A 20,702-nucleotide genomic window follows, 5' to 3' on the forward strand; every position below is an offset into this window, starting at 1 on the left:
CAATTCAGTGCGCATTATGTATATTATGTTAAATGATATATCCACATACGCCAATTCTTCTCTAGTTTGGTCTCCTATCCCTCTCAGATTTTAAAATACAGCGCTTTTCGTTGGTGTCATTAAACATAACCGTTATTTACCATAAAATAGCTAATATGGATCTATCAATCTACGATTGCTTGCTCTGCTATTAGCTGAGTTTCTTCAATAGACTTTCTGTGTTTGTCGCTTCGTACTGATTGTTACCTTCGGTTTAGCTACACAAACTACAGATACAAAAAGAGCGTCAATTGAGACGCTCTTTAAAATCTACTGAACTGTTTGAATTAACCACCGGCTAATTTTACTGTCATGCCTTTCTTTTCAAGATGTGCTTTGATCTTGTCACGAGCATCACCTTGAATTTCGATGTTGCCATCTTTTACAGAGCCACCGCAACCGCAGACTTTCTTAAGTTCAGCGGCTAGTAATTTAAGTGGCGCGTCATCCATATCCAAACCAGTTACGATACAAACGCCTTTGCCTTTGCGGCCTTTGGTTTGCTTTTGGATACGAACAATACCGTCGCCTTTAGGACGTTCGACTTTTTCTTCTTCTGGTTTGATTCGACCAGTTTCTGTTGAATATACGAGAGTCATACTCTTATTTCTTTTGTTGTTGTGCTTGTAGCGCTTTTTGCTTCGCAACCAAATACGCTTCGATATGGCGTTGAATCGCAGGCTTCGCGCCCTTGATCAATTTGCCGTTGAACATACAGTACCAAGCGTTGGGCTCGCCTGTGTCGTTCTTTATCGTGTAGCCGTTAAATACTTCAGATTGAGGATTGTTAGTGCTTTGCGCTCTTTGCCCCAGAGTTGCGAACTCTTTTGGGTCAATGATAGATGCTGTGTCACACCACCAATCTATGCTCTTTTTTACCGCCGTCAAACTGCCTTGTAAAACGTGGTTTTTGATCTTTACCTTCCAAACGCTACCGTCAGGTCCGCCTGATTGCAGGTTAAAACCTCTATAATTTGAAATTGCCATACCACTGAGCCATCTATTTAATGCTTTGATACAATCATAAATGCAACTGAGTAATATTCAAACTTTAACGCTGTCACATTACTCAGTTATGCTTAGGTTTACCACAAAATGAATGACGGTAACGTTAGTTAGATTGCAGTATGAATACAATCTGCTAGGAATTCGTGGAATTTGTGACCGTTGTTTTGCAGCATTTTAGGGAACATCGAAATCGGCGTCATACCAGGGAACGTGTTTACTTCGTTTAGGTAGATTTCATCATCTTCTGTTAAAAAGAAGTCGATGCGCGATAAATGACGTAAATTCATTTGCTTAAACACGGTTTCTGAAGCCACGCGAATCGCTTCTACCTGTTCTTCCGTTAGGTTTTTCGCTTCAACTTCAGTCAATGAATGGCTCGAGCTGCTGTACTTTTCATCGTACGAGTAAAAAGCACCATCCGGCGCAATCACTTCACCAGGTTTGGTAATGAATAACTGGCCATTCATCTCATAAGCTGCGACTTCCAGTTCACGAGGTTTGACTGACTTTTCTACCAATACTTGCTCTGAGAAACCAAATGCATCGTTAACGGCTTGCGATAAAGCTTCCTTTTCAGTGACACTGTAACAGCCAACTGAAGATCCTTGACGAGCCGCTTTGACAAACACTTTACCCCACTTATCAAACGCTTGTGACGCTTGTTCATGGGCTTGTTCATCATTACGCGTTAAGAAAAGGTATGGTGTGTTTGGGATACCAATCGCATCGTACCAGAGCTTTGATGTGATTTTGTTGAAGCTGTTGCTGCTCGCTTCAGGCCCACAACCTAGGTAAGGAATGCCCGCGATTTCAAACATAGATTGGATATCACCAGTTTCACCCGGGAAACCGTGGATACAAGGGACAATGAAATCGATATCTAGGCTAAGGTTGTCTGAGCAAAGCTTTTTGGTATTAAGGTCCAAATAAACCAGTTCACCTTGGTTTGTCACCCAACCTTCGTTTTTGATTTCTACGCGCGTCACGCTTACGTTTTCGATCAGATTTAACTGTTGTTCTACAAAGTTTGCAGAAAGCAGTGAAATCTCGTGCTCAGATGAGCCGCCACCGCATAGTAAAAGGATATTTTTGATCATGAATCAATCTTTCCGTGATTTCCAAAAGATACTATTCAGTATGATAAACCTTTGAGTAGTAACGTACAGTAATTTTACTGTGAGGAATACTGTTCGAATAGGAATTAACCAAAGAAAGAAGGGAGCAATTTGCTCCCTTCTCTTGTTCAATTAGTTTAGCTTGTTAAGCGTTGGATATGCCGAGTTTTTAATGGCATCAATGCTCTTAACGAAAGGCTTAAGTTGCTGGAAATGACCCGGCAATGTTGAAATCGCATTCTTCGCTTCTGCGCTTGTTGCGTAATCACCGTAAAGCACTGAGAACCATTTTGTGCCGTTTACCACTTTGTAGTTTTCCCAGATTGGCTGGCCGTTTTGAGGAAGTTGACGTGCAAATTGGTCAACTTTCGCTTGGCTACCTACCGCAACAACTTGAATGGTGTAACCAAAGCGCTGGATACCCGCTTGCTTCTTGCTAGGCGGAATGATCTTAACTGGTTTCGCCTGATCTTTAGGGGTTAGTTTCACCACCTTTTTCTCTTCAGGCTTCGCAGTCATTTTTACAACTGTTGGTTCTACGTCTTTCTCAACCACTGCGTTCTCAGACGACATAATTGGTTTAGAAATTGACTGAGATTGGTAGTCTTCTCGGTAGCTTTCTGACGTTACGTCAGTGATGTAAGTTTCCGATGCACAAGCAGAAAGCAGTACAGACAAGCCGATGATTGCGATTTTTTTCATGAAGTAACAAACGCTCTGGATAAATATTACGATAAATCATGCCGATAGCAGGCTATTTTATCAAGCACCAAACACAATAAACTGTGATTTTGGTGTGATGAGTGACACAAACTCTGTACGCTTGGCTCAGTTTTAAGCCAATGTCTGGCCTGTTCATATTTCAACAGTGACTTATTCGTTTATGATTGTATGAGGAATGACCAACCGTTCTCGGTGTCAATGGCCAAGGAGTCACAATGAACAAACTACAAAAACTCTTTAAACCGAATTCTGTTGCAGTGATTGGCGCCTCTCAGAAAGAACTGCGCGCCGGCCAAATCGTGATGCGAAATTTATTACAGAGTGGCTTTGGTGGCGCTATCATGCCCGTTACTCCAAAATACAAATCCGTCTCCGGCGTGATTGCTTATCCAAACGTGGCTTCCCTGCCCTATACGCCTGATATTGCGATTCTCTGCACCAATGTTGCTCGCAACAAACAACTGTTGAAAGAGCTTGATGAACGTGGGACTGAGTTTGCGATTGTTATCTCTGACGATGCAGAAAGCTTAGATCTCTCAGACTTGAACATTCGTGTTCTTGGCCCTAACAGCCTCGGCATCATTCTACCGTGGCATCACTTCAACTGTTCCTTTTCCCCTGTTGCGGCGAAACCAGGTAAGATCGCCTTTATTTCGCAGTCCGCAGCGGTGTGTACCACCGTGTTGGATTGGGCGAATGATAAAAACATCGGTTTCTCTTCATTCATCTCTATTGGGCACGGCCAAGATATCGACTTTGCTGAGCTGCTTGACTATTTGAGTATGGATGGCAAAACAGAGGCGATTTTGCTTTATGTCGACTCAATTAAAGATGCACGACGATTTATGTCTGCAGCACGAGCAGCTTCTCGTAATCGACGTATCTTAGTGCTTAAAGCAGGACGTTCGACTCAAGCTCGTACGCTTGGAGAAAAAGATATAGATTCTCTCGACGTTATCTATGATTCAGCAATCAGAAGAACCGGTATGCTGCGTGTTGGTAACACACACGAATTATTCGCCGCAGTAGAAACGCTCACGCATTCAGTCCCGCTACGAGGTGAACGTCTCGCGATAGTAACCAATGGCGGTGGCCCAGCAGTGATGGCCGTTGATACCTTATTAGATAGAGGTGGCAAGCTCGCAACATTGGATGAAGATTCTATTGCTAATCTGCGTGGTCTATTACCGGAAAGTTGGCGAGGTGTGAATCCAATCGACTTAGCTGGCGACGCAACGAAAAAGCGATACGTCGATACGATCAACGCATTAATGAACAATGACTGTGCTGACGCGATCTTGATCATGCACAGCCCTTCAGCCGTCTCAGACTCTTTAGAGACAGCAAACGCAGTGATCGAAGCCATACAAGCACATCCAAGACACAAGCATTTTAATATTCTCACTAATTGGTCTGGCGAACAGACTTCTCGCGAAGCACGTTTAGCATTCACTCAAGCGGGCATTCCTACCTACCGAACACCAGAGAGTGCAGTCGTTGCTTACATGCACTTGGTCGAGTACAGACGAAACCAGAAACAACTAATGGAAACACCGACCACGGCAGAACCGCTCCATTCCGGCAGTGTGAGTTCTGCTCGCGAATGGGTGAATGAACAATTACTGGATAAAAATACAGTCACCTTAGATACACACCAAACAAGCCCCCTATTTGAGCAGTTTGGTTTTGATATTCTCCCGACTTGGATTGCTTCAGAAGTCACAGAAGCCGTTCATATGGCAGAGAATATTGGCTACCCGGTTGCGGTAAAGCTTCGCTCTCCAGATATTGCTCATAAATCAGATGTACATGGTGTCGCACTTAACCTGCGTAATAGCCAAGAAGTATCTAGCGCCGCACAAGCCATTTTAGATACCGCTAAGCTCAGTTACCCTGCAGCCAACCTTCAAGGCCTTTTAGTACAAGGGATGGCAAAGCTTGGTAGCGCAGAAGAGTTGCGAGTCAGTATTGCAGTAGATAAGGTTTTTGGCCCTGTAATCTTACTTGGACAAGGTGGTTCAGACTGGAACATTACTCAAGATGCTGTTGCAGCCCTGCCACCACTCAACATGAATCTGGCGCGCTACCTGATCGTCATAGCGCTCAAATCAGGTAAGGTGCGACTGCAAAAACACAAAGACGCTCTAGACATCACTGAGCTGTCAAAATTCTTGGTGCGAATCTCTCAGATGGCCGTTGAACTACCAGAAATAGAAAGACTGGATATTCATCCAGTGCTGGTATCTGGTAGCGATTTAACCATCATCGATGCCGACGTTACGCTGAAGAAATACGAAGGCGACGCGCAAGAACGATTAGCTATCCGCCCTTTCCCTGCCGAGTTCGTGGAGACGGTGACCTTGCGGGATGGCCAACCTATTTTGCTTCGCCCAATCTTGCCAGAAGACGAACCCATCCATGCGCAGTTCATCAATAGCGTATCTAAGGAAGATCTATATAATCGATTCTTCTCTGACGTTGGTGAGTTTAACCATGAGGCCCTCGCGAATCTGACACAAATCGATTATGACCGTGAAATGGCTTTTGTCGCTGTTGCATTCGATGAAAATGGCCCATCAATTATCGGTGTGGCGAGAGCGTTGATAACACCGGACAATAGCGACGCAGAATTTGCGATTTTAGTTCGTTCAGATTTGAAAGGAAAAGGATTGGGTAAACTGTTGATGCAAAAGATCATCAGTTACTGCCAAATCAAAGGGACCAAACAGATGTCTGGTATGACTATGCCAACTAACCGCGGGATGCTGTCACTTGCGCAAAGTTTAGGTTTCGAATTGGATGTTCAGTTTGCAGATGGTACTGCCGATATGGTTTTACCTTTGAATTAATTTTGTTCACCTACGAATCAAATATCAAAAGAAAGGACGCATCGACGCGTCCTTTTCTTTACTCTTGTATAAATTAGTGACAATGTCACTTCATCTTCCAGTTTTTCTTTAGATATTGTACGCACCAAGACTTCGCTTCACCCATCGTGTTTCTGCGCCACGCTAAGATGATATCTATCGGCTTGCTTTCTGCGCCGTCAATATACTTAAGCTGTCCGCTTTCTACCAAAGGCTGTGCAACTTGCGTTGGCAAGGTTCCGATCCCTAGTCCCGACAATAAAGCTTCAACCTTTGCTGAAAAATTAGTAACCGTCAGGCGGGGTTGCTTTTGCATCACATTGATCGACAGCGCTGGTTGTTCTCGCGCAGTATCGGCAATCGCGATGACTCGATACTTTTCCCTTGCCGCGTCATCAAATTCCCCACTGCGCTTATGAACGTAATGATCAGCCGCCGCTACCCAAACCATACTTAGTTTGCCAATTTTTTCTGCTTTTACATCTTGTGGGAGTGTATCTAAAGCCGGACAAACCAATAAATCTGAACGCCCTGTATTCAATGATTCCCAGCTGCCTGCAAGAATCTCTTCTTGAAGTCGGATCCGTGTACTACTCACATTGGACAAGGCATCAACCATAGGGAAAAAATTTGCGATAGGAATTATGCCATCGAACGCAACAGTAATATCCAACTCCCAACCGTTCGCTAACAAGGTAGCATCATTGACGAGTTTTTCGCTTGCTTGAAGGATTGCCCTGCCACGCTCAAGTATTAACTTACCGGCTTCGGTGAAATGTGCTTTATGACCAGAACGGTCGAAAATGATGATATCAAGGTCTTGCTCTAGCTTCTGAATCTGATAACTCAACGAAGACGGTGCGCGGTCTAACTCGTTGGCTGCAGCAGCAAAACTTCCTCTTCTATCAATGGCATCCAAGATATGAAGTGCTTCTAACGTGATTGGACTCTGCACAATAACTCCCTATTTATGTGATAGCTATCACAGTAGTGGTATTTGAAAAATCACTCAAAAAAACGACTTTAGACAATATAACACATTGATTATCAAAGACTAGGCGGTGCGTAGTACAAATTTCCGTTGATAAAAACAACATTAAACAACAATGGTAATGATAGTAATTACCATTTAGATCCACTAAGATACCGCACGTTGTTATTGCCTATTATGGATCTAAGGTATTGAAGCCAATGTATAAAAAATCAATTTTATCAGCCTCTATTGTCATCGCCCTCTCCCAAGGCGCTTACGCTGAAGAAACATCAACGTTCAATGAAGTCGTTGTTTCTGCCACTCGTACTAACCAAACTATGGATACTGTAGCAGCTTCTGTTGCCGTTGTTTCTGAGAAAGATCTCGAAGAAAACATGGCAAAAGATCTCAATGATGTATTCGAATACACACCAGGCGTTACTGTTAACGGTACTCAACGCCAAGGTGTTCAAAGCATTAACATTCGCGGCATGGAAGGCAAGCGAGTGAAAATCTTGGTAGACGGAGCGTCTCAGCCAGGTGTATTCGACGGCGGTCCATACTCTTTCATTAACTCTAGCGCCGTGACTGTCGACCCTGACATGCTCAAAAGCGTTGAGATTGTAAAAGGTGCGGCTTCTAGTTTGCACGGTAGTGATGCTATCGGTGGCGTTGTTGCATTTGAAACGAAAGATCCAAGTGACTTCTTGAAGGACGGCAAAGACTTTGGTGGCCAAGCTAAGCTTTCTTACTCTTCTGAAGATAACTCTTTTGCAGAGCACATTGCGGTTGCGAAACGATTTGATAATCTTGAAGCATTGGTGGCATACACACGCCGTGACGGTTCTGAGCTACAAAACTTTTCTAAAGCGCCTTACGACGACTACTCAGTGACGGACCAAGATTACTACAAGAACGACTTGTTGGTTAAATTGCAGTCACAACTGAATGAAGACCACCGTTTTGAGTTTTTGGGTGAAGTAATTTACAACCAAACGGACTCAGACATCGCGAGTTCTTCATACAAAAACTTCAATGCTGAAGACCAAACTAAGCAAAACCGTCTTGGTTTGAAACACATTTGGTTTGCTGATTTAGCTATCTCAGACACCATCACTTCTCAGCTAACTTGGACAAGTAAAGAAGAAAACGGTGTAACAAACCGCTTTAAAGAAGCAAGTCCTGGCTTCCCACCGTGGGTTCCGCCTAATGGTGATAACCAGCAGAAAAAAGACTACGAATACACTGAAGACAAGATCGAATTTGAAACTCAGTTAGACAAAGAGATTCAAAACCACTACTTGGTTTACGGCCTGTCTTACAAACACAGCGACATCAGCAACACAAACCGCGAGTTTAACTCTGATCCAGGCACGCCTGACACGGTTTACATTTACACGCCAGATGCTAAAGAACAAAGCTTTGGTTTGTTCTTGCAAGATGAAATCGCACTACTTAACGACAAGTTAATCTTAACTCCTGGTGTACGTTACGATTACTTCTCTACTGATCCATCAGATACCTCTGAAGAGTCATTCAAGAAGTTTAGTGACTCTGCGTTTACTGGCCGTCTAGGTGCAACATATAAGCTGTCTCAACCAGGTACGGTATTCGCTCAAGTAAGCCAAGGTTTCCGTGCACCATCATTTGATGAGCTTTACTACACGTACGACAACCCAGGACACGGTTACACTAACCGCCCTAACCCAGACCTAGAGTCTGAAAAGAGCTTGTCTTACGAATTAGGTTACCGTCATAACACAGCAGCGTCAGCAACAGAGTTCGCACTTTACTACAGTGATTTCACCGACTTCATTGATCAAACATCAACGAGTAATGGTGGTCTAACTGAATACACGTTCATCAACATCAATGAAGCTACAGTAAAAGGTGTCGAGCTGTCTAATAGCCTTGACTGGCACGCTATTGCTAGCCTTCCTAAAGGTGTAACGACTCGTCTAGCTGCAGCGTACACTGAAGGTGAAGATGGTGAAGGCAACCCGCTTAATAGTGTAAACCCTTGGAATGCGGTTGCTGCGGTAAACTACGATTCACCAAACGCGCTTTGGGGTACAAGTTTAAAAGTTAACTACACTGCGAAGAAGTCTGACAGTGATATCAACTCAGATGGTGACAATGGCGGAACTAAAGACCAAGTTGCACTACCATCAGCGACAGTTGTTGACCTAACGGCTTACTACAAGCCAATGAAAGACCTAACCGTTCGTGCAGGTGTGATGAACTTGACGAATGAAGAGTACTACTTGTGGAACGATGTACGTGGTGAAACTGAGCTAAGCCGTGATATCACGCAAGCAGAGCGTAACTACAACATTAGTGTCAAATACGAGTTCTAAGTGTTACAAACACAAAAAAGCCAGCATTATGCTGGCTTTTTTTATGTGCTTTCATTTCAAAAATGTTAAGAAAAGAATGAAAAATGAAAGACTATTGTTTTGCCATCTCTTTTTTCACCATTACTGCTGCTGCAACGATGAATGCGATGATTAAACCAAGTTCCATGAACTACCCCGAATAGTTTAATGAAAATTTACGACCTAAATTAAGATTCGCACATAGTTTAGCATTTCTATTTATCGAAGCTACCTTTTAACCAGTAATTTACGAATTTTTCCGATTTAGATCAAAAAAGGCGCAGAAGTGCGCCTTTTTGTTATAAAAGTGTAAAACTTGAAGTTTTAAGCGTCTGGATAACCTTGAGGGTTATTTGACTGCCAGCGCCAAGTATCACTCGTCATTTCTTCAAGTGTACGTGTCGCCTTCCAACCGAGTTCGTTTGCTGCTTTTGAAGGATCTGCCCAACACTCTGCGATATCACCAGGACGACGATCCACCAGCTTAAACGGAACTTCTTTACCAGAAGCGACTTCAAACGCTTTCACCATTTCCAATACGCTGTAGCCATTACCTGTACCCAGGTTATAGATATGTAGGCCTGCTTTGTTGCCCACTTTATCAAGAGCAGCAACGTGGCCATCAGAAAGGTCCATTACGTGGATGTAATCACGGACACCTGTGCCATCTTTAGTTGGGTAATCACTACCAAATACCGACAGGAATTCACGGCGACCGACTGCAACTTGAGAAACGAACGGCATCAAGTTATTAGGAATGCCTTGTGGATCTTCTCCAAGCTCACCGGTTGGGTGTGAACCAACAGGGTTGAAGTAACGCAAAAGTGTGATACTCCAATCTGGATTCGCTTTTTGGAAATCCGTTAGACACTCTTCTACCATCAACTTACTGCGACCGTATGGGTTGGTCGCACTTGTTGGGAAGTCTTCCATAATTGGCACAGAAGCAGGATCACCGTAAACCGTTGCTGAAGAGCTAAATACGATCGATTTAACGCCGGCTTCGCGCATAGCATCAACAAGAACAAGCGTACCGTTCACGTTGTTATCGTAATATTCAAGTGGCTTTTCTACCGACTCACCAACCGCTTTAAGACCAGCAAAATGGATAACTGCTTCAATGTTGTGTGTCGTCATTGCATCAACAAGCGCTGCTTTGTCGCGAATGTCTGCTTCAATGAATACTGGTTTTACGCCACAAACCTTTTCAATGCGCTCAAGCACAGTTGGTTTACTGTTGTAAAGGTTATCGAGGATAACTGGTGTCATACCAGCTTCGATCATTTGAATACAAGTGTGGCTGCCAATGTAGCCCATACCACCCGTAACAAGTACTTTCATTTTATCATTCCTTCTGACGCGAATCGGGCTAGTCTAAAGGTTTCTAGCCCGTTTTTAAACTGTATCTGGAGATTCGCAACCCATTAAAATTGCTTGGCCTTTGCCGGCTTTCTTCGCTTGATACATGGCAGTATCTGCACTTTTAAGAATTCGGGTGGCGTCACGTTCGTTCACACCCACCAATTTCACACCGATACTAACGCCAACTTTTAACAAAGAACCACGATATTCTATTGGAGCACAAATCGTTTCTAATAACTGCTCTGCAATCCTAGTCACCACTTTTTGATTGGCTGGATTCACTAACATGACAAATTCATCACCAGACAAACGAGCAATCAAATCACTGTGTCTTGTGGCTCCAGTCATACGTTTAGCGACAATCTTAAGCACTTCATCCCCAGCATCATGGCCATAAGTATCGTTGATACCCTTAAAACCGTCCAAGTCGAGATAAAGTACCGCAAACTCGTCACGCAGATAGCCTGATCTTTGTACTAATTCCTCCAATTCGAAATGGAACTTTGAACGGTTAGCAAGTCCCGTCAACGGGTCGTGATGCGCTAAATATTCTAAACGCTCCATCTCTTTAGCACTTGAGAGATCCGTTAGGATTATCACCATATCGAACGAGTTCTGATCTTCACTTTTAATGATACGATTCACTCTCGCAAACATTGGTATAAGCTGACCGAGGTGGTTTTTTTCTATTACTTCACCTTGCCACATTCCATAGTTTTCAATCGATTCGATGATACTTGGCATCATTGCTTGCAGTTTCCGCCAACGAATTGATTTTATAAACGGCTGTCCAACCAGTTGTTCAGCGGTTAAACCAATCAACTTTGTCACCGCTGGGTTTACCATCGTAATAACACCTAGATGGTTGAGAACCACTAAGCCGTCTTGACTGCTTTCAAATACACGTCCAGCAACTCGTTGTCGGTTCATGGCTTCTTCGATCTCGGTGATATCCTGAATCACAAAAAGAAGATAGCCATGTTTTGCCAATCGACGACTGGTTAAACTTAATTGCTGTTCATCTTCTGCATTTTGTAGATGGATGTCGTCACACTCTAAGCCTCGACTTAAAATTTGTCCTAACTCATTTGGCGCTTTAGTTTGGATCAAGTCGCAGATATTTGCCGTTTCTAATCCATGGTAAGTCTTTTCAAAAATCCTCTGCGTGGCCATATTACAGTGAATTACGCGACCTAAGTTATCCGTAACGATAAGCGCATCTTGAATCGAATCTACCACTTCTTCTGCAAACGCTTTACGACGTTCCAGCACTTCCAAACTGTGTTTACGTTGTTTCTCTAGTCTTTTTTGCTTGTCTACCATCAGATTAAGCGAAGCAACGAGTTGCCCTACTTCATCTTTTGAACGGTGACTAATGCGGCCACTCAAATGATGGCCATTAGCGAAGTCTTGGAGTACTTGATTGACTTCCACTAGAGGGCGAAGAACACGACGCTCGACACCGATATAAAAGGTCACGCCACCAGCAAGAAGAATGATTAGGAACAGAAGCCCATCTTGCAATAGCGCATCTCTTACTTGCATCAAAGGACGTTGAGACAATGTGACTCTGATCGTTCCAATCACTTGTCCGTCATGGATTATCGGTTCAAGTACATAAAGAAAGTGAGCAGATAACGCATACCCCATAGCATGAAGATGACTTCGTTCATGCTTTGTTGGAGAAGGCGCTGAAAAACCGTCGAGAGCAAAAATCGCAAATGGTTGATTTTCTTTGTCGTAAAGCTTAACGCGTGATACGTTTGGCTCCTTCAGAAAGTCAGCCAAAATAGATTGCGCTTTTTGCTTGTTCTTTGTGGCCAGCGCATCTTTAATTGAGTGAGATACATCATTGATGAGCACTTTTGTTTGTTCAACAAGTTCATGTTTTGCTGACTGGTAGGTGATGTACGATGTGTAACTTTGAGATGTAACAAAGATGACCGTGATGAAAACGAGAATCGGCCATATTAGCTTTGCTCTTAATGACATATATATTCCTGTCGCAGAAAGCAACCAAAAGAACAAAAGGGTTGCTATGCAAACTATCACACAAAAAGAAGAGCCAAGACTAACACGACAGGCACTGAAATGAACCTGAAATTCTCAGATATTAGACTGATTAATCATGATTTTCTTGAAAATTCGGATCATTTCAAATAACCAGTCGATCATTTATGGCGTATTTTTTCGAACACCTGCATGAAAAATGACGTTAGTCACTGAACCAAAACGTAATTTCCTGCATTTTTAAGCATACTTTGGACACAATAAACGTATGACATTGAACAACCAGCAACTAACACTAAACTGCGATATGGGCGAAAGCTATGGCGCATGGACCATGGGTGCAGATGAAAGCGTAATGCCTTTCATAGACATGGCGAACATTGCTTGTGGCTTCCACGCGTCTGATCCTAATGTCATGCACGATACTATTACCCTCGCTAATCAACATGACGTTGAAATTGGTGCGCATCCCGGTTATCCAGACTTACAAGGGTTTGGACGTCGCAGCTTAAAGATGACCTATGAAGAAATCACTAATATGGTGATTTACCAAGTTGGCGCACTCCAAGCTCTGTGTAAGGCACAATATACTGATATTGGTTACATCAAGCCTCACGGAGCACTCTACAACGATATGATGCTAAGTGATGGTATTTTCTTAGCGGTCGTTAAAGCGGCAGCCCTGTTTAAAGTGCCTCTTATGATATTGGCGTCCCAAGAAAACGAAAAATACCTAGAAATTGCCGATGATTTTGATGTACCTCTACTCTTCGAAGCATTCGCAGACCGCCTTTATCAAGATGACGGGTTGCTAACGCCAAGAACACAAGCTAATGCGGTACTAAACAGCGAGCATGCAATACTAGAACAAGTCAGAATGCTGGCAGAATCAGGTCGAGTAAAAACGACATCTGGGCAATATATTTTGTTAGAGGCCGACACGATTTGTGTACATGGCGATAATGATGAATCTATCGCGTTGATTCAAAAAATTCGTCAGAGTCTCTACACCGGAGGAAATTAATGAATCAAGGGCAGTTTTCGATCTCTCCTATATCTGAATGCAGCATTCTAATTCGCTTTGATGACACCATTACTGTTGAGCACATAGGCCAGTTGGCACATCAAATTGTAGATAAACTCAATCTCATCGTAATGAATGTGGTTCCTTCTTACCGAACCATTTTGATTGACTACTTGCCCTTTAGAATTCAAGAGTCTGCGATACTACAAACGCTCAATGAGATCGTAAGTCGCTTTGATGTTCAGTCTATGGACAACAAACAGCCGAACTACATTTCTATTCCCGTTTACTATTCGAATGAAACGGCTCTCGATTTGGAACGATTTCAACAAAATGGGCTATCAATGGATAAGCTTATTGAACTTCATACCAAGCCTGTTTATACCGTTTCAGCCATTGGGTTCGCTCCGGGCTTTGCTTTTCTGTCGGATGTAAGTCCAGAACTTCACATGCCAAGACACCATACACCTCGTACCAATGTACCTGCCGGAAGTGTGGCGATTGCCGACAGTAAAACCGCAGTCTATCCATCCGACAGCCCTGGTGGATGGAACATCATAGGTCGTACGCCAATCTCGTTATTCACTGATACTCCCCCCTTCATCCCTTTTGAAGTTGGTGACAAGGTCACGTTTGGTTCAATATCCAAACAAGAGTTTGTCAGTTTAGGAGGCGTTTTATGAGCTTCGTAGGATTGTTAGTAGAAAAGCCGGGTCCACTCTCTTTGATTCAAGATTTTGGTCGTTTTGGCCTTGCTCATACCGGGATAACTCAAAGCGGCCCTGTCGATGATTATGCTTACAGTTGGTCGAATCATCTTCTAGGCAATCCCGTTAACTGCTCTGTTATCGAAATCACATTGGGTAATGCAAGCTTTAAAGCCTTAACCGATTGTCATTTGGCGCTTTGTGGCGGTGATCTTAATGCATCAGTAAACGGTGAGCCTATCTCTAATTGGTCTGACTTTTGCCTCAGAAAAGGCCAGACACTTAAGTTCGGAATGCCAAAGAATGGTTTACGTGCGTATCTTGCTGTTAAAGGTGGATTTAGTGTTGAGAAACACCTAGGGAGCACGTCTACGGTTGTGAGAGAATCTCTCGGCGGTATGACAAAAGATGGCAATCCTTTGAAAGCCGGAGATATTATTGGCTTTGAGCCACATTCGCTCCCAACGTCAAAACCCAAACAGATGACGTTCCGATTTAAACCAGATTACAACTTGCCATTAAAACTGAGAGTGATCGAAGGCTACCAGTTCGAAGATTTTTCCCAGCAGTCTATTGATGATTTCTATTCTGCTAGCTTTAAGATATCACCCAATTCAAATCGTATGGGTTATCGTCTTGAGGGTAAAACGATACAGCCGCCCTATGACGGCGTACTTTCAGAAGGTATTGCACTGGGCTCTATTCAGATTCCAAACGATGGCAACCCAATCGTCTTATTGAACGATCACCAGACTATTGGTGGCTATCCGAAGTTTGGTTGTGTCGCAAGAATTGATCTGCCACGTCTGGCGCAAGCTAAACCCAGGCAAGAAGTCAGTTTCGTCAAAGGAGACAGACAAGGTCTGCAAGATGTGTGGTGTCAATGGGCTCAGTTTTTTGGTTACTAAGCCCATCTAAAGTCGTCACTAAATTGTGAGCGCTACATCCCGTAGCGCTCTGCCAATGCTTTTGGATAACCGCGCTCTTGAGTGAGTTTTACCGCAAACTGCTCTACGTCTTCTTCACTCCAATGTACCGTTACAGGATGTTCAATTTCCACATTGGCATTCGGAGCTATATCAAACCAATATTGCGCCATTTTCTGAGCTGCTAGTAGCGTTGAAGAAGCTTTAACTACTTCAATTCGAGCATAGTTGTTCTCTTCAAATGTCACGTCTGCTGCACGCAATACAGGGTCAGTACCTGGGATTTGCTGCGCACCGAACAGTGCTTTCCCGCCTTTCACTGCACTTTGATAATCCGGAATGAATTGAGACATATGCTTAATCGCATTATCAGTGCGCTCATCGAGGATCTCTTGTCGCCAACCGTTGCGTATTTTTGACAATAAACTGGTTGGTAACTCTGGTTGTGCAGAAATGTTTGAGCTTTCAACCAAGCCATCATCAAACAGCGTGATGCCTTTTGTCATTCCATGTAATTGGAAGTAGCCATCACCGTATGGCGTTAACTGAGCCATGCCTTTGTCTGTACCGCGAGGACCATGGAAGATCACCTCTGGCCATTGCTGAGTACATTCATTCCAACGGGTAACGTACGCCGCTTTGAATTCGACAAGTCGATCGCGCTTTACACCAATCGCATCATCAACTGCGCCGGTCTCAAAGCCACAAGCATTAACTAAGTAATCACAACGTAGTGTCTTTTGTTCATCAGCTTGAAGGTAAGCCAGTTCCCAATCAGAGCCACTCCAATGGGTGTGTTTTAGCTCTGCTTGCGTCAGTACATCAACATTAGGAAGTTGTTGTAGCGTCATGTTCGCTACAGCTGCAAGCCTAAATACGCTCCATCCGTATTCCTGAACAGCGACTACTGGATATTTAAGCGCCTCAAGGTCTGCGTGCTGAGCAAACGGGATAGTCCACTCGTCAATGCTTTGCGGGTGTTGTGGCTGTACAAGCTTAGAAAGCGCTATGAGCGCCTCTTTGGAGTACAACTTGTAATACTCATCTGGTTCTCCCAACACCTGATTACTTGTGTCTTGTTCAACCAGAGATTGATAAGCACGTTTAATGACTTCTAATCGAGGCAATAATGCTCCTGGGTCCCCTCCATCTGAATGAGGCACAGCAATGATGGTAGGACGAATGTTCAGTGAATGCGGATACAAACGAATTGTGTCGATCGATTGAGTCAGAAGATCCAAACATTGTTGTTCGGAAATCTCACGATAAAGGTTTCCGCCTGCGTGTAGGTGGCAGATCGGAGGTCCGTTTACTAATGAGACCCCTTTCTCGAGAATAGAGACTTTAAAACCTAACTCGGCAAAATGGATTGCCGCGGTAGAGCCAGCGACACCGCCACCAACAATAGCGATGTGTTTATCTTTACGATTTGGAAACTCAGACTTCATTGCTTCACTGAAATTTTATAAGGAGAAATCTTTACTTAATGTGGATTCTACTCGGGTTTGACTATGATTAAAATCACAAAAAGTTCATGGGTTTGCATTTGTTAAAGGTATACGCGAAAAGTTACTTTCGAGAGCAAAAAATTTCCGAAAAAAGTGCTTGACGAGGTTGTTGGGAAAGCCCGACTTTGACCCTTTGTGAATAATAATTTAACGCTAACACCCATGGCGTAAAGCCTGCGGAAACACCCCACTTTATTAACACTTCAGTTATCCCAAAAGTTATCCACTGTTTTTGTGGATAACTAAAATAAAACTGTCATGGAGTGCTTCCGTTTTGGCTTATTACAAGCTAATTAAGTGTTTACTGGCGTTAACAATCTTTTCAAAAGGCTCATAACGACCAAGGCGAGAACGGCAAACGTAGCAAATGGTAAAGCTATCCACAGTTCTGGGTGGATTTGCGCATTCAACTCGAAGCCATACTTCATCACCGCAGCGACACAAACCTCGGCTGCAAATACCGCCACACCACTCGCGACGAGAGCCATAATTCCGTATTCCGCCCACAATGTTGTGTTAATCCGTTTTTTGCTAGACCCGAGAGTTCGATAAAGTCGAATCTCTTGCTGACGTTGAGACAAGCTCAATCGAAGCAATGTGAATATCAACAATAAGCCAGCGACAACACCTAACAACGCCAAGATGGTAATGGCTGACACAATCTGCTGAATAAGCTCTTGGATTTTATCGCCCATCGTTCGTATATCTAACACTGAAACAGTTGGGTGCTCACGTGACATAGATGCTAAGAGCGCTTCATTCTCTTCGCCAATGCGGTAACTAATCAGGTAAGAACCTGGCAAGCTCGCCATAACATCCGAAGAGAAGATAAAGTAGAAGTTTGGCTTCATATCTCGCCATTCAACATGACGAATGCTGTCTACTGTCGCATCGAAGTTCTGACTGTTGATCACAAATCGTAATTTGTCGCCCAACTCAATGCCAAGCTCACTGGCCACTTCTGCTTCTACCGATACGCTACCTTTGTTGGTCCACTCTCCGGAAAGAATGTCATTGTACTCTGGTAGAGAATCTCCCCAAGTAAGGTTGAGTTCACGACTCACCGCATCAGAGCCCTGACCTTCAGATTTGATCTCTTTGACGCTCACGTCATTAATCTCAGCCAAGCGTCCTCGAATAATCGGGAAAGCTTGTGACCGCGTCACGCCATTTTTATCTAACGTTTCCACGTAGCTATCAAGTTCGTAATCAGCAATGTTCAATGCAAAGACGTTAGGTGCATCCGCAGGGAGTGTTCTTGCCCAATCGGCAAGTATGTCACTCCGTACAAGCCAGATAATTGAAAGCAACATCAAGGACAGTGACAACGCACCAAACTGCAATCCACTTGTCACGGGCGTACGGTTGATGCGACTTAAGGCCAGTTTCATTGCAGGTCGAGTTGACACGCGAGCGAACAACTTGGTCAACATGACACTCATCATGGCGAGTACAACAAACAATGCGGCGATTCCCGCAAGTACAATCCAAACGAGTGTGTTGTTCGCGTAAAGGATAAGCAATGGCACCACAGGAACCAACACTAACCACATACGCTTCCATGAACGTTTACCTGAACCTTGCTGCAGAACTTCTAAAGCCGGCGTTTTGATCAAACCAAGTAACGGAATCCCCAGCGCAGGAACCGTAATCAGAACCGCTGAAACAACAGAAACTAAAAATGGAGTGACACCGTAACTAGGTAATGGATTTGGCAGCAAGTCCTTGAGTGGGATTCGTAACAAATACTCCAAGCCACTGCCCAGTAGCAAGCCCACAATGCTTGCACTGACCAGCAAAATGGTAACTTGAATCAACAACCACTTTTCAATCCAACGGCGACTCGCACCTAAGCTTTTCAACATCGCGATGGTTTGTGTCCGGCTGTTTACGTAGCTTTGACACGTCAAAACCAACGTGGTTGCCGCCATAATGATGACAATCGCTACGGTCAAAGAAAGGTATTGCGTTGTACGTTCAAACACCTCATTGCTTCGACTTGCCGTATCCTGAGTACGCCAACGATCACTTGGCGAAAGCTCAGTGCTGTCTTGCAGTTGCGTCAGTGTTGCATCATCCCCTTTAAGGAATAAACGATACTGAACTCGGCTACCTACTTGAATCGCGCCTGTTTTATCAACGTCGCTGTTGTGGATGTAAGCCGAAGGCATTTGTTGGAAAGGGTTGAAACTCAATCCTGGCTCCATCAAAACGGCACCGGAAACCGTGAAATCGGCATCGCCTATAGTGACAACGTCACCCTTATCAACATCCAATTGTGCCATGATTCGCTCATCCAACCATAACTGATTCGGCTTGATGTGCCCTGATGAGTCATTGTCCAAAACTAAGTCACCCATCAATGGGTATTGCTCATCGACTCCGCGCACCGAGATAAGCTGCATACCATTATCGCTGAACGCCATGGTTGCAAAACGGGTCATGGTCGAGCGCTCAAGCTCTTTAGTTGAATTGAGAAGTGTATCCGGAATGGGGTTTGCTGAAACAAACACAGCATCGGCTGTTAATGCGTCCTTGCCTTGCTTAACGATGACCTGCTCCATTCGTTCTGCCAACGCAGACAAAGCAAAAATACTGGCTATAACAAGAATGAGTGCGACACTTATCGGCCACAAGTTACCTTGACGTATTTCCCCAAAGCTCCAACGAACCAAGCTTTTATTCGGCGACTGATGAGTTTTTTTGTTTGATGCAGAGCTTTGTTCACTCGAGGAGATCACGGACATAGCACCTCCTCTTTTAGTTCACCCGCTTCCATGCGATAGACACGGTCACAGCGACTCGCTAAATGGCTGTCATGCGTAACTAAGATCAGCGTCGTGCCATGCTGCTCATTAAGGTCGAACAGAAGCTCAATGACTTTCTCTGCCGTTTGATGATCAAGGTTGCCCGTTGGCTCATCGGCGAATAACAGTTCTGGCTGAGTCATGAATGCACGAGCTAGAGCAACTCGTTGTTGTTCACCACCGGATAACTGGCTTGGTAAATGGTCAAGACGCTTTTCAAGCCCCACCGCTGTCAGTAGTTCTGTCGCTCGTGCATCATCTTCAGATTCACCACGTAAAAGACAAGGAAGAGTAACGTTACGCAGTGCGCTCAAACTCGGGATCAACAAGAAACTTTGAAACACAAATCCCAGTGAATCTGCGCGGATTTTAGCGCGAGCTTCATCGTCCAGTTTAGATAGCTCTTGTCCTAGTAACGTGATTTCACCAGACGTCGGCGTATCTAGCCCAGCAAGCAGCGTCATGAGCGTCGATTTACCGGCACCAGAGGTGCCAACGATAGCAATCTTCTCACCCTTTCTAATGTCAACATTTACATTTTTAAGGATTGTTAATTGTTCTTGATTAGTAGAGACTTGTTTAGAAACTAAATTAGCTTGAACAATAGGTGCTTTAAGTACAGGTGTTTGCATGATTCGTATACTTTCCTTAGTTCTCTTTTTCTGCCTTTCCGCCACCGCACATGCGAGCGAAAAGGTACTTGTTTTAGGCGACAGCTTGAGCGCTGGTTATCAGATGCCGATTGAGAAGAGCTGGCCTAGCTTACTTCCTGATGCCTTATTAGAACACGGCCAAAATGTAAAAGTTGTAAACGGCAGCATCTCCGGAGACACCACTGGCAATGGCTTGGCTCGTTTACCCTCTCTTCTTGAGCAACATACGCCAGACCTTGTTCTTATTGAACTCGGCGCTAACGATGGCCTTCGTGGTTTTCCACCTAATGTTATTACGTCGAACTTATCGAAAATGATTACCATGATCAAAGATTCTGGTGCGGATGTTGTCATGATGCAAATCCGCGTCCCGCCGAACTATGGTAAGCGATACAGTGATATGTTCTACGACATCTACCCGAAACTCGCCGAGCATCAACAAGTCGCGTTAATGCCATTCTTTTTAGAGCACGTCATCGTCAAACCAGAATGGATGATGGACGATGGCCTGCACCCTAAACCGGAAGCTCAACCTTTCATTGCCGACTTCGTCGCCGAAGAATTGGTTAAACATCTCTAATTTTACTGGTCTAGCTCAATAAGTT

The 20,702-nt window shown here is 44.0% G+C and carries 16 protein-coding genes; 6 read left to right on the forward strand and 10 right to left on the reverse strand.

The window, feature by feature from the left end:
- Positions 1–326: 326 nt before the first annotated feature.
- The 4 genes from yciH to KIT90_RS15830 all read right to left on the reverse strand — a co-directional run bounded on the left by yciH (position 327) and on the right by KIT90_RS15830 (position 2,864).
- Entirely contained in the window at positions 327–638 is a 312-nt protein-coding gene (yciH, locus tag KIT90_RS15815; RefSeq protein WP_005435166.1) for a stress response translation initiation inhibitor YciH, read from the reverse strand.
- Positions 639–642: 4 nt separating this feature from the next.
- A complete protein-coding gene (locus KIT90_RS15820; protein WP_020196894.1) occupies positions 643–1,026 on the reverse strand; it encodes a DUF3319 domain-containing protein in 384 nt (127 codons plus the stop codon).
- Positions 1,027–1,154: 128 nt separating this feature from the next.
- Positions 1,155–2,144, reverse strand: a complete 990-nt coding sequence (locus KIT90_RS15825) for a D-alanine--D-alanine ligase (RefSeq protein WP_009704435.1) — start codon at positions 2,142–2,144, stop codon at positions 1,155–1,157.
- 150 nt (positions 2,145–2,294) lie between these two features.
- The gene (locus KIT90_RS15830; RefSeq protein ID WP_009704436.1) at positions 2,295–2,864 is read right to left on the reverse strand and encodes an SPOR domain-containing protein; all 570 of its coding nucleotides are present in this window, start codon (positions 2,862–2,864) and stop codon (positions 2,295–2,297) included.
- Between the two features lie 236 nt (positions 2,865–3,100).
- On the opposite strand from KIT90_RS15830, the gene KIT90_RS15835 reads away from it, so the two are divergent.
- Complete coding sequence (locus tag KIT90_RS15835; RefSeq protein ID WP_285377463.1) at positions 3,101–5,734, forward strand: acetate--CoA ligase family protein; 2,634 nt, start codon at positions 3,101–3,103, stop codon at positions 5,732–5,734.
- Positions 5,735–5,819: 85 nt separating this feature from the next.
- Here the strand turns inward: KIT90_RS15835 and KIT90_RS15840 are convergent, their stop codons facing one another.
- The gene (locus KIT90_RS15840) at positions 5,820–6,707 is read right to left on the reverse strand and encodes a LysR family transcriptional regulator (protein WP_005435159.1); all 888 of its coding nucleotides are present in this window, start codon (positions 6,705–6,707) and stop codon (positions 5,820–5,822) included.
- Positions 6,708–6,943: 236 nt separating this feature from the next.
- Here KIT90_RS15840 and KIT90_RS15845 point away from each other — a divergent pair, with 236 nt between their 5' ends.
- A complete protein-coding gene (locus tag KIT90_RS15845) occupies positions 6,944–9,082 on the forward strand; it encodes a TonB-dependent hemoglobin/transferrin/lactoferrin family receptor (protein WP_285377465.1) in 2,139 nt (712 codons plus the stop codon).
- 342 nt (positions 9,083–9,424) lie between these two features.
- Here the strand turns inward: KIT90_RS15845 and galE are convergent, their stop codons facing one another.
- Together galE and KIT90_RS15855 are read right to left on the reverse strand one after the other, a co-directional pair.
- Positions 9,425–10,441, reverse strand: a complete 1,017-nt coding sequence (gene galE, locus KIT90_RS15850; protein ID WP_045414118.1) for a UDP-glucose 4-epimerase GalE — start codon at positions 10,439–10,441, stop codon at positions 9,425–9,427.
- A 54-nt stretch (positions 10,442–10,495) separates the two neighbouring features.
- Positions 10,496–12,454 carry a diguanylate cyclase domain-containing protein gene (locus tag KIT90_RS15855; RefSeq protein WP_285377568.1) on the reverse strand — a complete coding sequence of 653 codons (1,959 nt, stop codon included), beginning with the start codon at positions 12,452–12,454 and terminating at the stop codon, positions 10,496–10,498.
- 286 nt (positions 12,455–12,740) lie between these two features.
- On the opposite strand from KIT90_RS15855, the gene KIT90_RS15860 reads away from it, so the two are divergent.
- Genes KIT90_RS15860 through KIT90_RS15870 form a run of 3 tightly spaced genes read left to right on the forward strand, consistent with a single transcriptional unit; the run spans position 12,741 to position 15,111 of the window.
- Entirely contained in the window at positions 12,741–13,496 is a 756-nt protein-coding gene (locus KIT90_RS15860; RefSeq protein WP_009704442.1) for a 5-oxoprolinase subunit PxpA, read from the forward strand.
- Positions 13,496–14,179 carry an allophanate hydrolase subunit 1 gene (locus tag KIT90_RS15865; protein ID WP_285377467.1) on the forward strand — a complete coding sequence of 228 codons (684 nt, stop codon included), beginning with the start codon at positions 13,496–13,498 and terminating at the stop codon, positions 14,177–14,179. Before KIT90_RS15860 ends, KIT90_RS15865 begins: the two co-directional genes overlap by 1 nt.
- Positions 14,176–15,111 (forward strand): biotin-dependent carboxyltransferase family protein, encoded by a 936-nt coding sequence (locus KIT90_RS15870; RefSeq protein WP_285377469.1) that lies wholly within the window; start codon positions 14,176–14,178, stop codon positions 15,109–15,111. Before KIT90_RS15865 ends, KIT90_RS15870 begins: the two co-directional genes overlap by 4 nt.
- 32 nt (positions 15,112–15,143) lie before the next feature.
- Here the strand turns inward: KIT90_RS15870 and KIT90_RS15875 are convergent, their stop codons facing one another.
- The 3 genes from KIT90_RS15875 to KIT90_RS15885 all read right to left on the reverse strand — a co-directional run bounded on the left by KIT90_RS15875 (position 15,144) and on the right by KIT90_RS15885 (position 20,076).
- Entirely contained in the window at positions 15,144–16,577 is a 1,434-nt protein-coding gene (locus KIT90_RS15875) for an FAD-dependent oxidoreductase (RefSeq protein ID WP_285377470.1), read from the reverse strand.
- A 353-nt stretch (positions 16,578–16,930) separates the two neighbouring features.
- The gene (locus KIT90_RS15880; RefSeq protein WP_285377472.1) at positions 16,931–19,384 is read right to left on the reverse strand and encodes an ABC transporter permease; all 2,454 of its coding nucleotides are present in this window, start codon (positions 19,382–19,384) and stop codon (positions 16,931–16,933) included.
- Positions 19,375–20,076 (reverse strand): ABC transporter ATP-binding protein, encoded by a 702-nt coding sequence (locus KIT90_RS15885; protein ID WP_005435141.1) that lies wholly within the window; start codon positions 20,074–20,076, stop codon positions 19,375–19,377. The genes KIT90_RS15880 and KIT90_RS15885 overlap by 10 nt, the downstream gene beginning before the upstream one ends.
- On the opposite strand from KIT90_RS15885, the gene tesA reads away from it, so the two are divergent.
- On the forward strand, positions 20,075–20,677 hold the full coding sequence (gene tesA / locus KIT90_RS15890; RefSeq protein ID WP_285377475.1) for a multifunctional acyl-CoA thioesterase I/protease I/lysophospholipase L1: 603 nt from the start codon (positions 20,075–20,077) through the stop codon (positions 20,675–20,677). The genes KIT90_RS15885 and tesA overlap by 2 nt on opposite strands.
- Positions 20,678–20,702 lie beyond the last annotated feature (25 nt).

Source organism: Vibrio sp. B172a (assembly GCF_030248355.1).
Classification (GTDB): Bacteria; Pseudomonadota; Gammaproteobacteria; order Enterobacterales; family Vibrionaceae; genus Vibrio; species Vibrio owensii.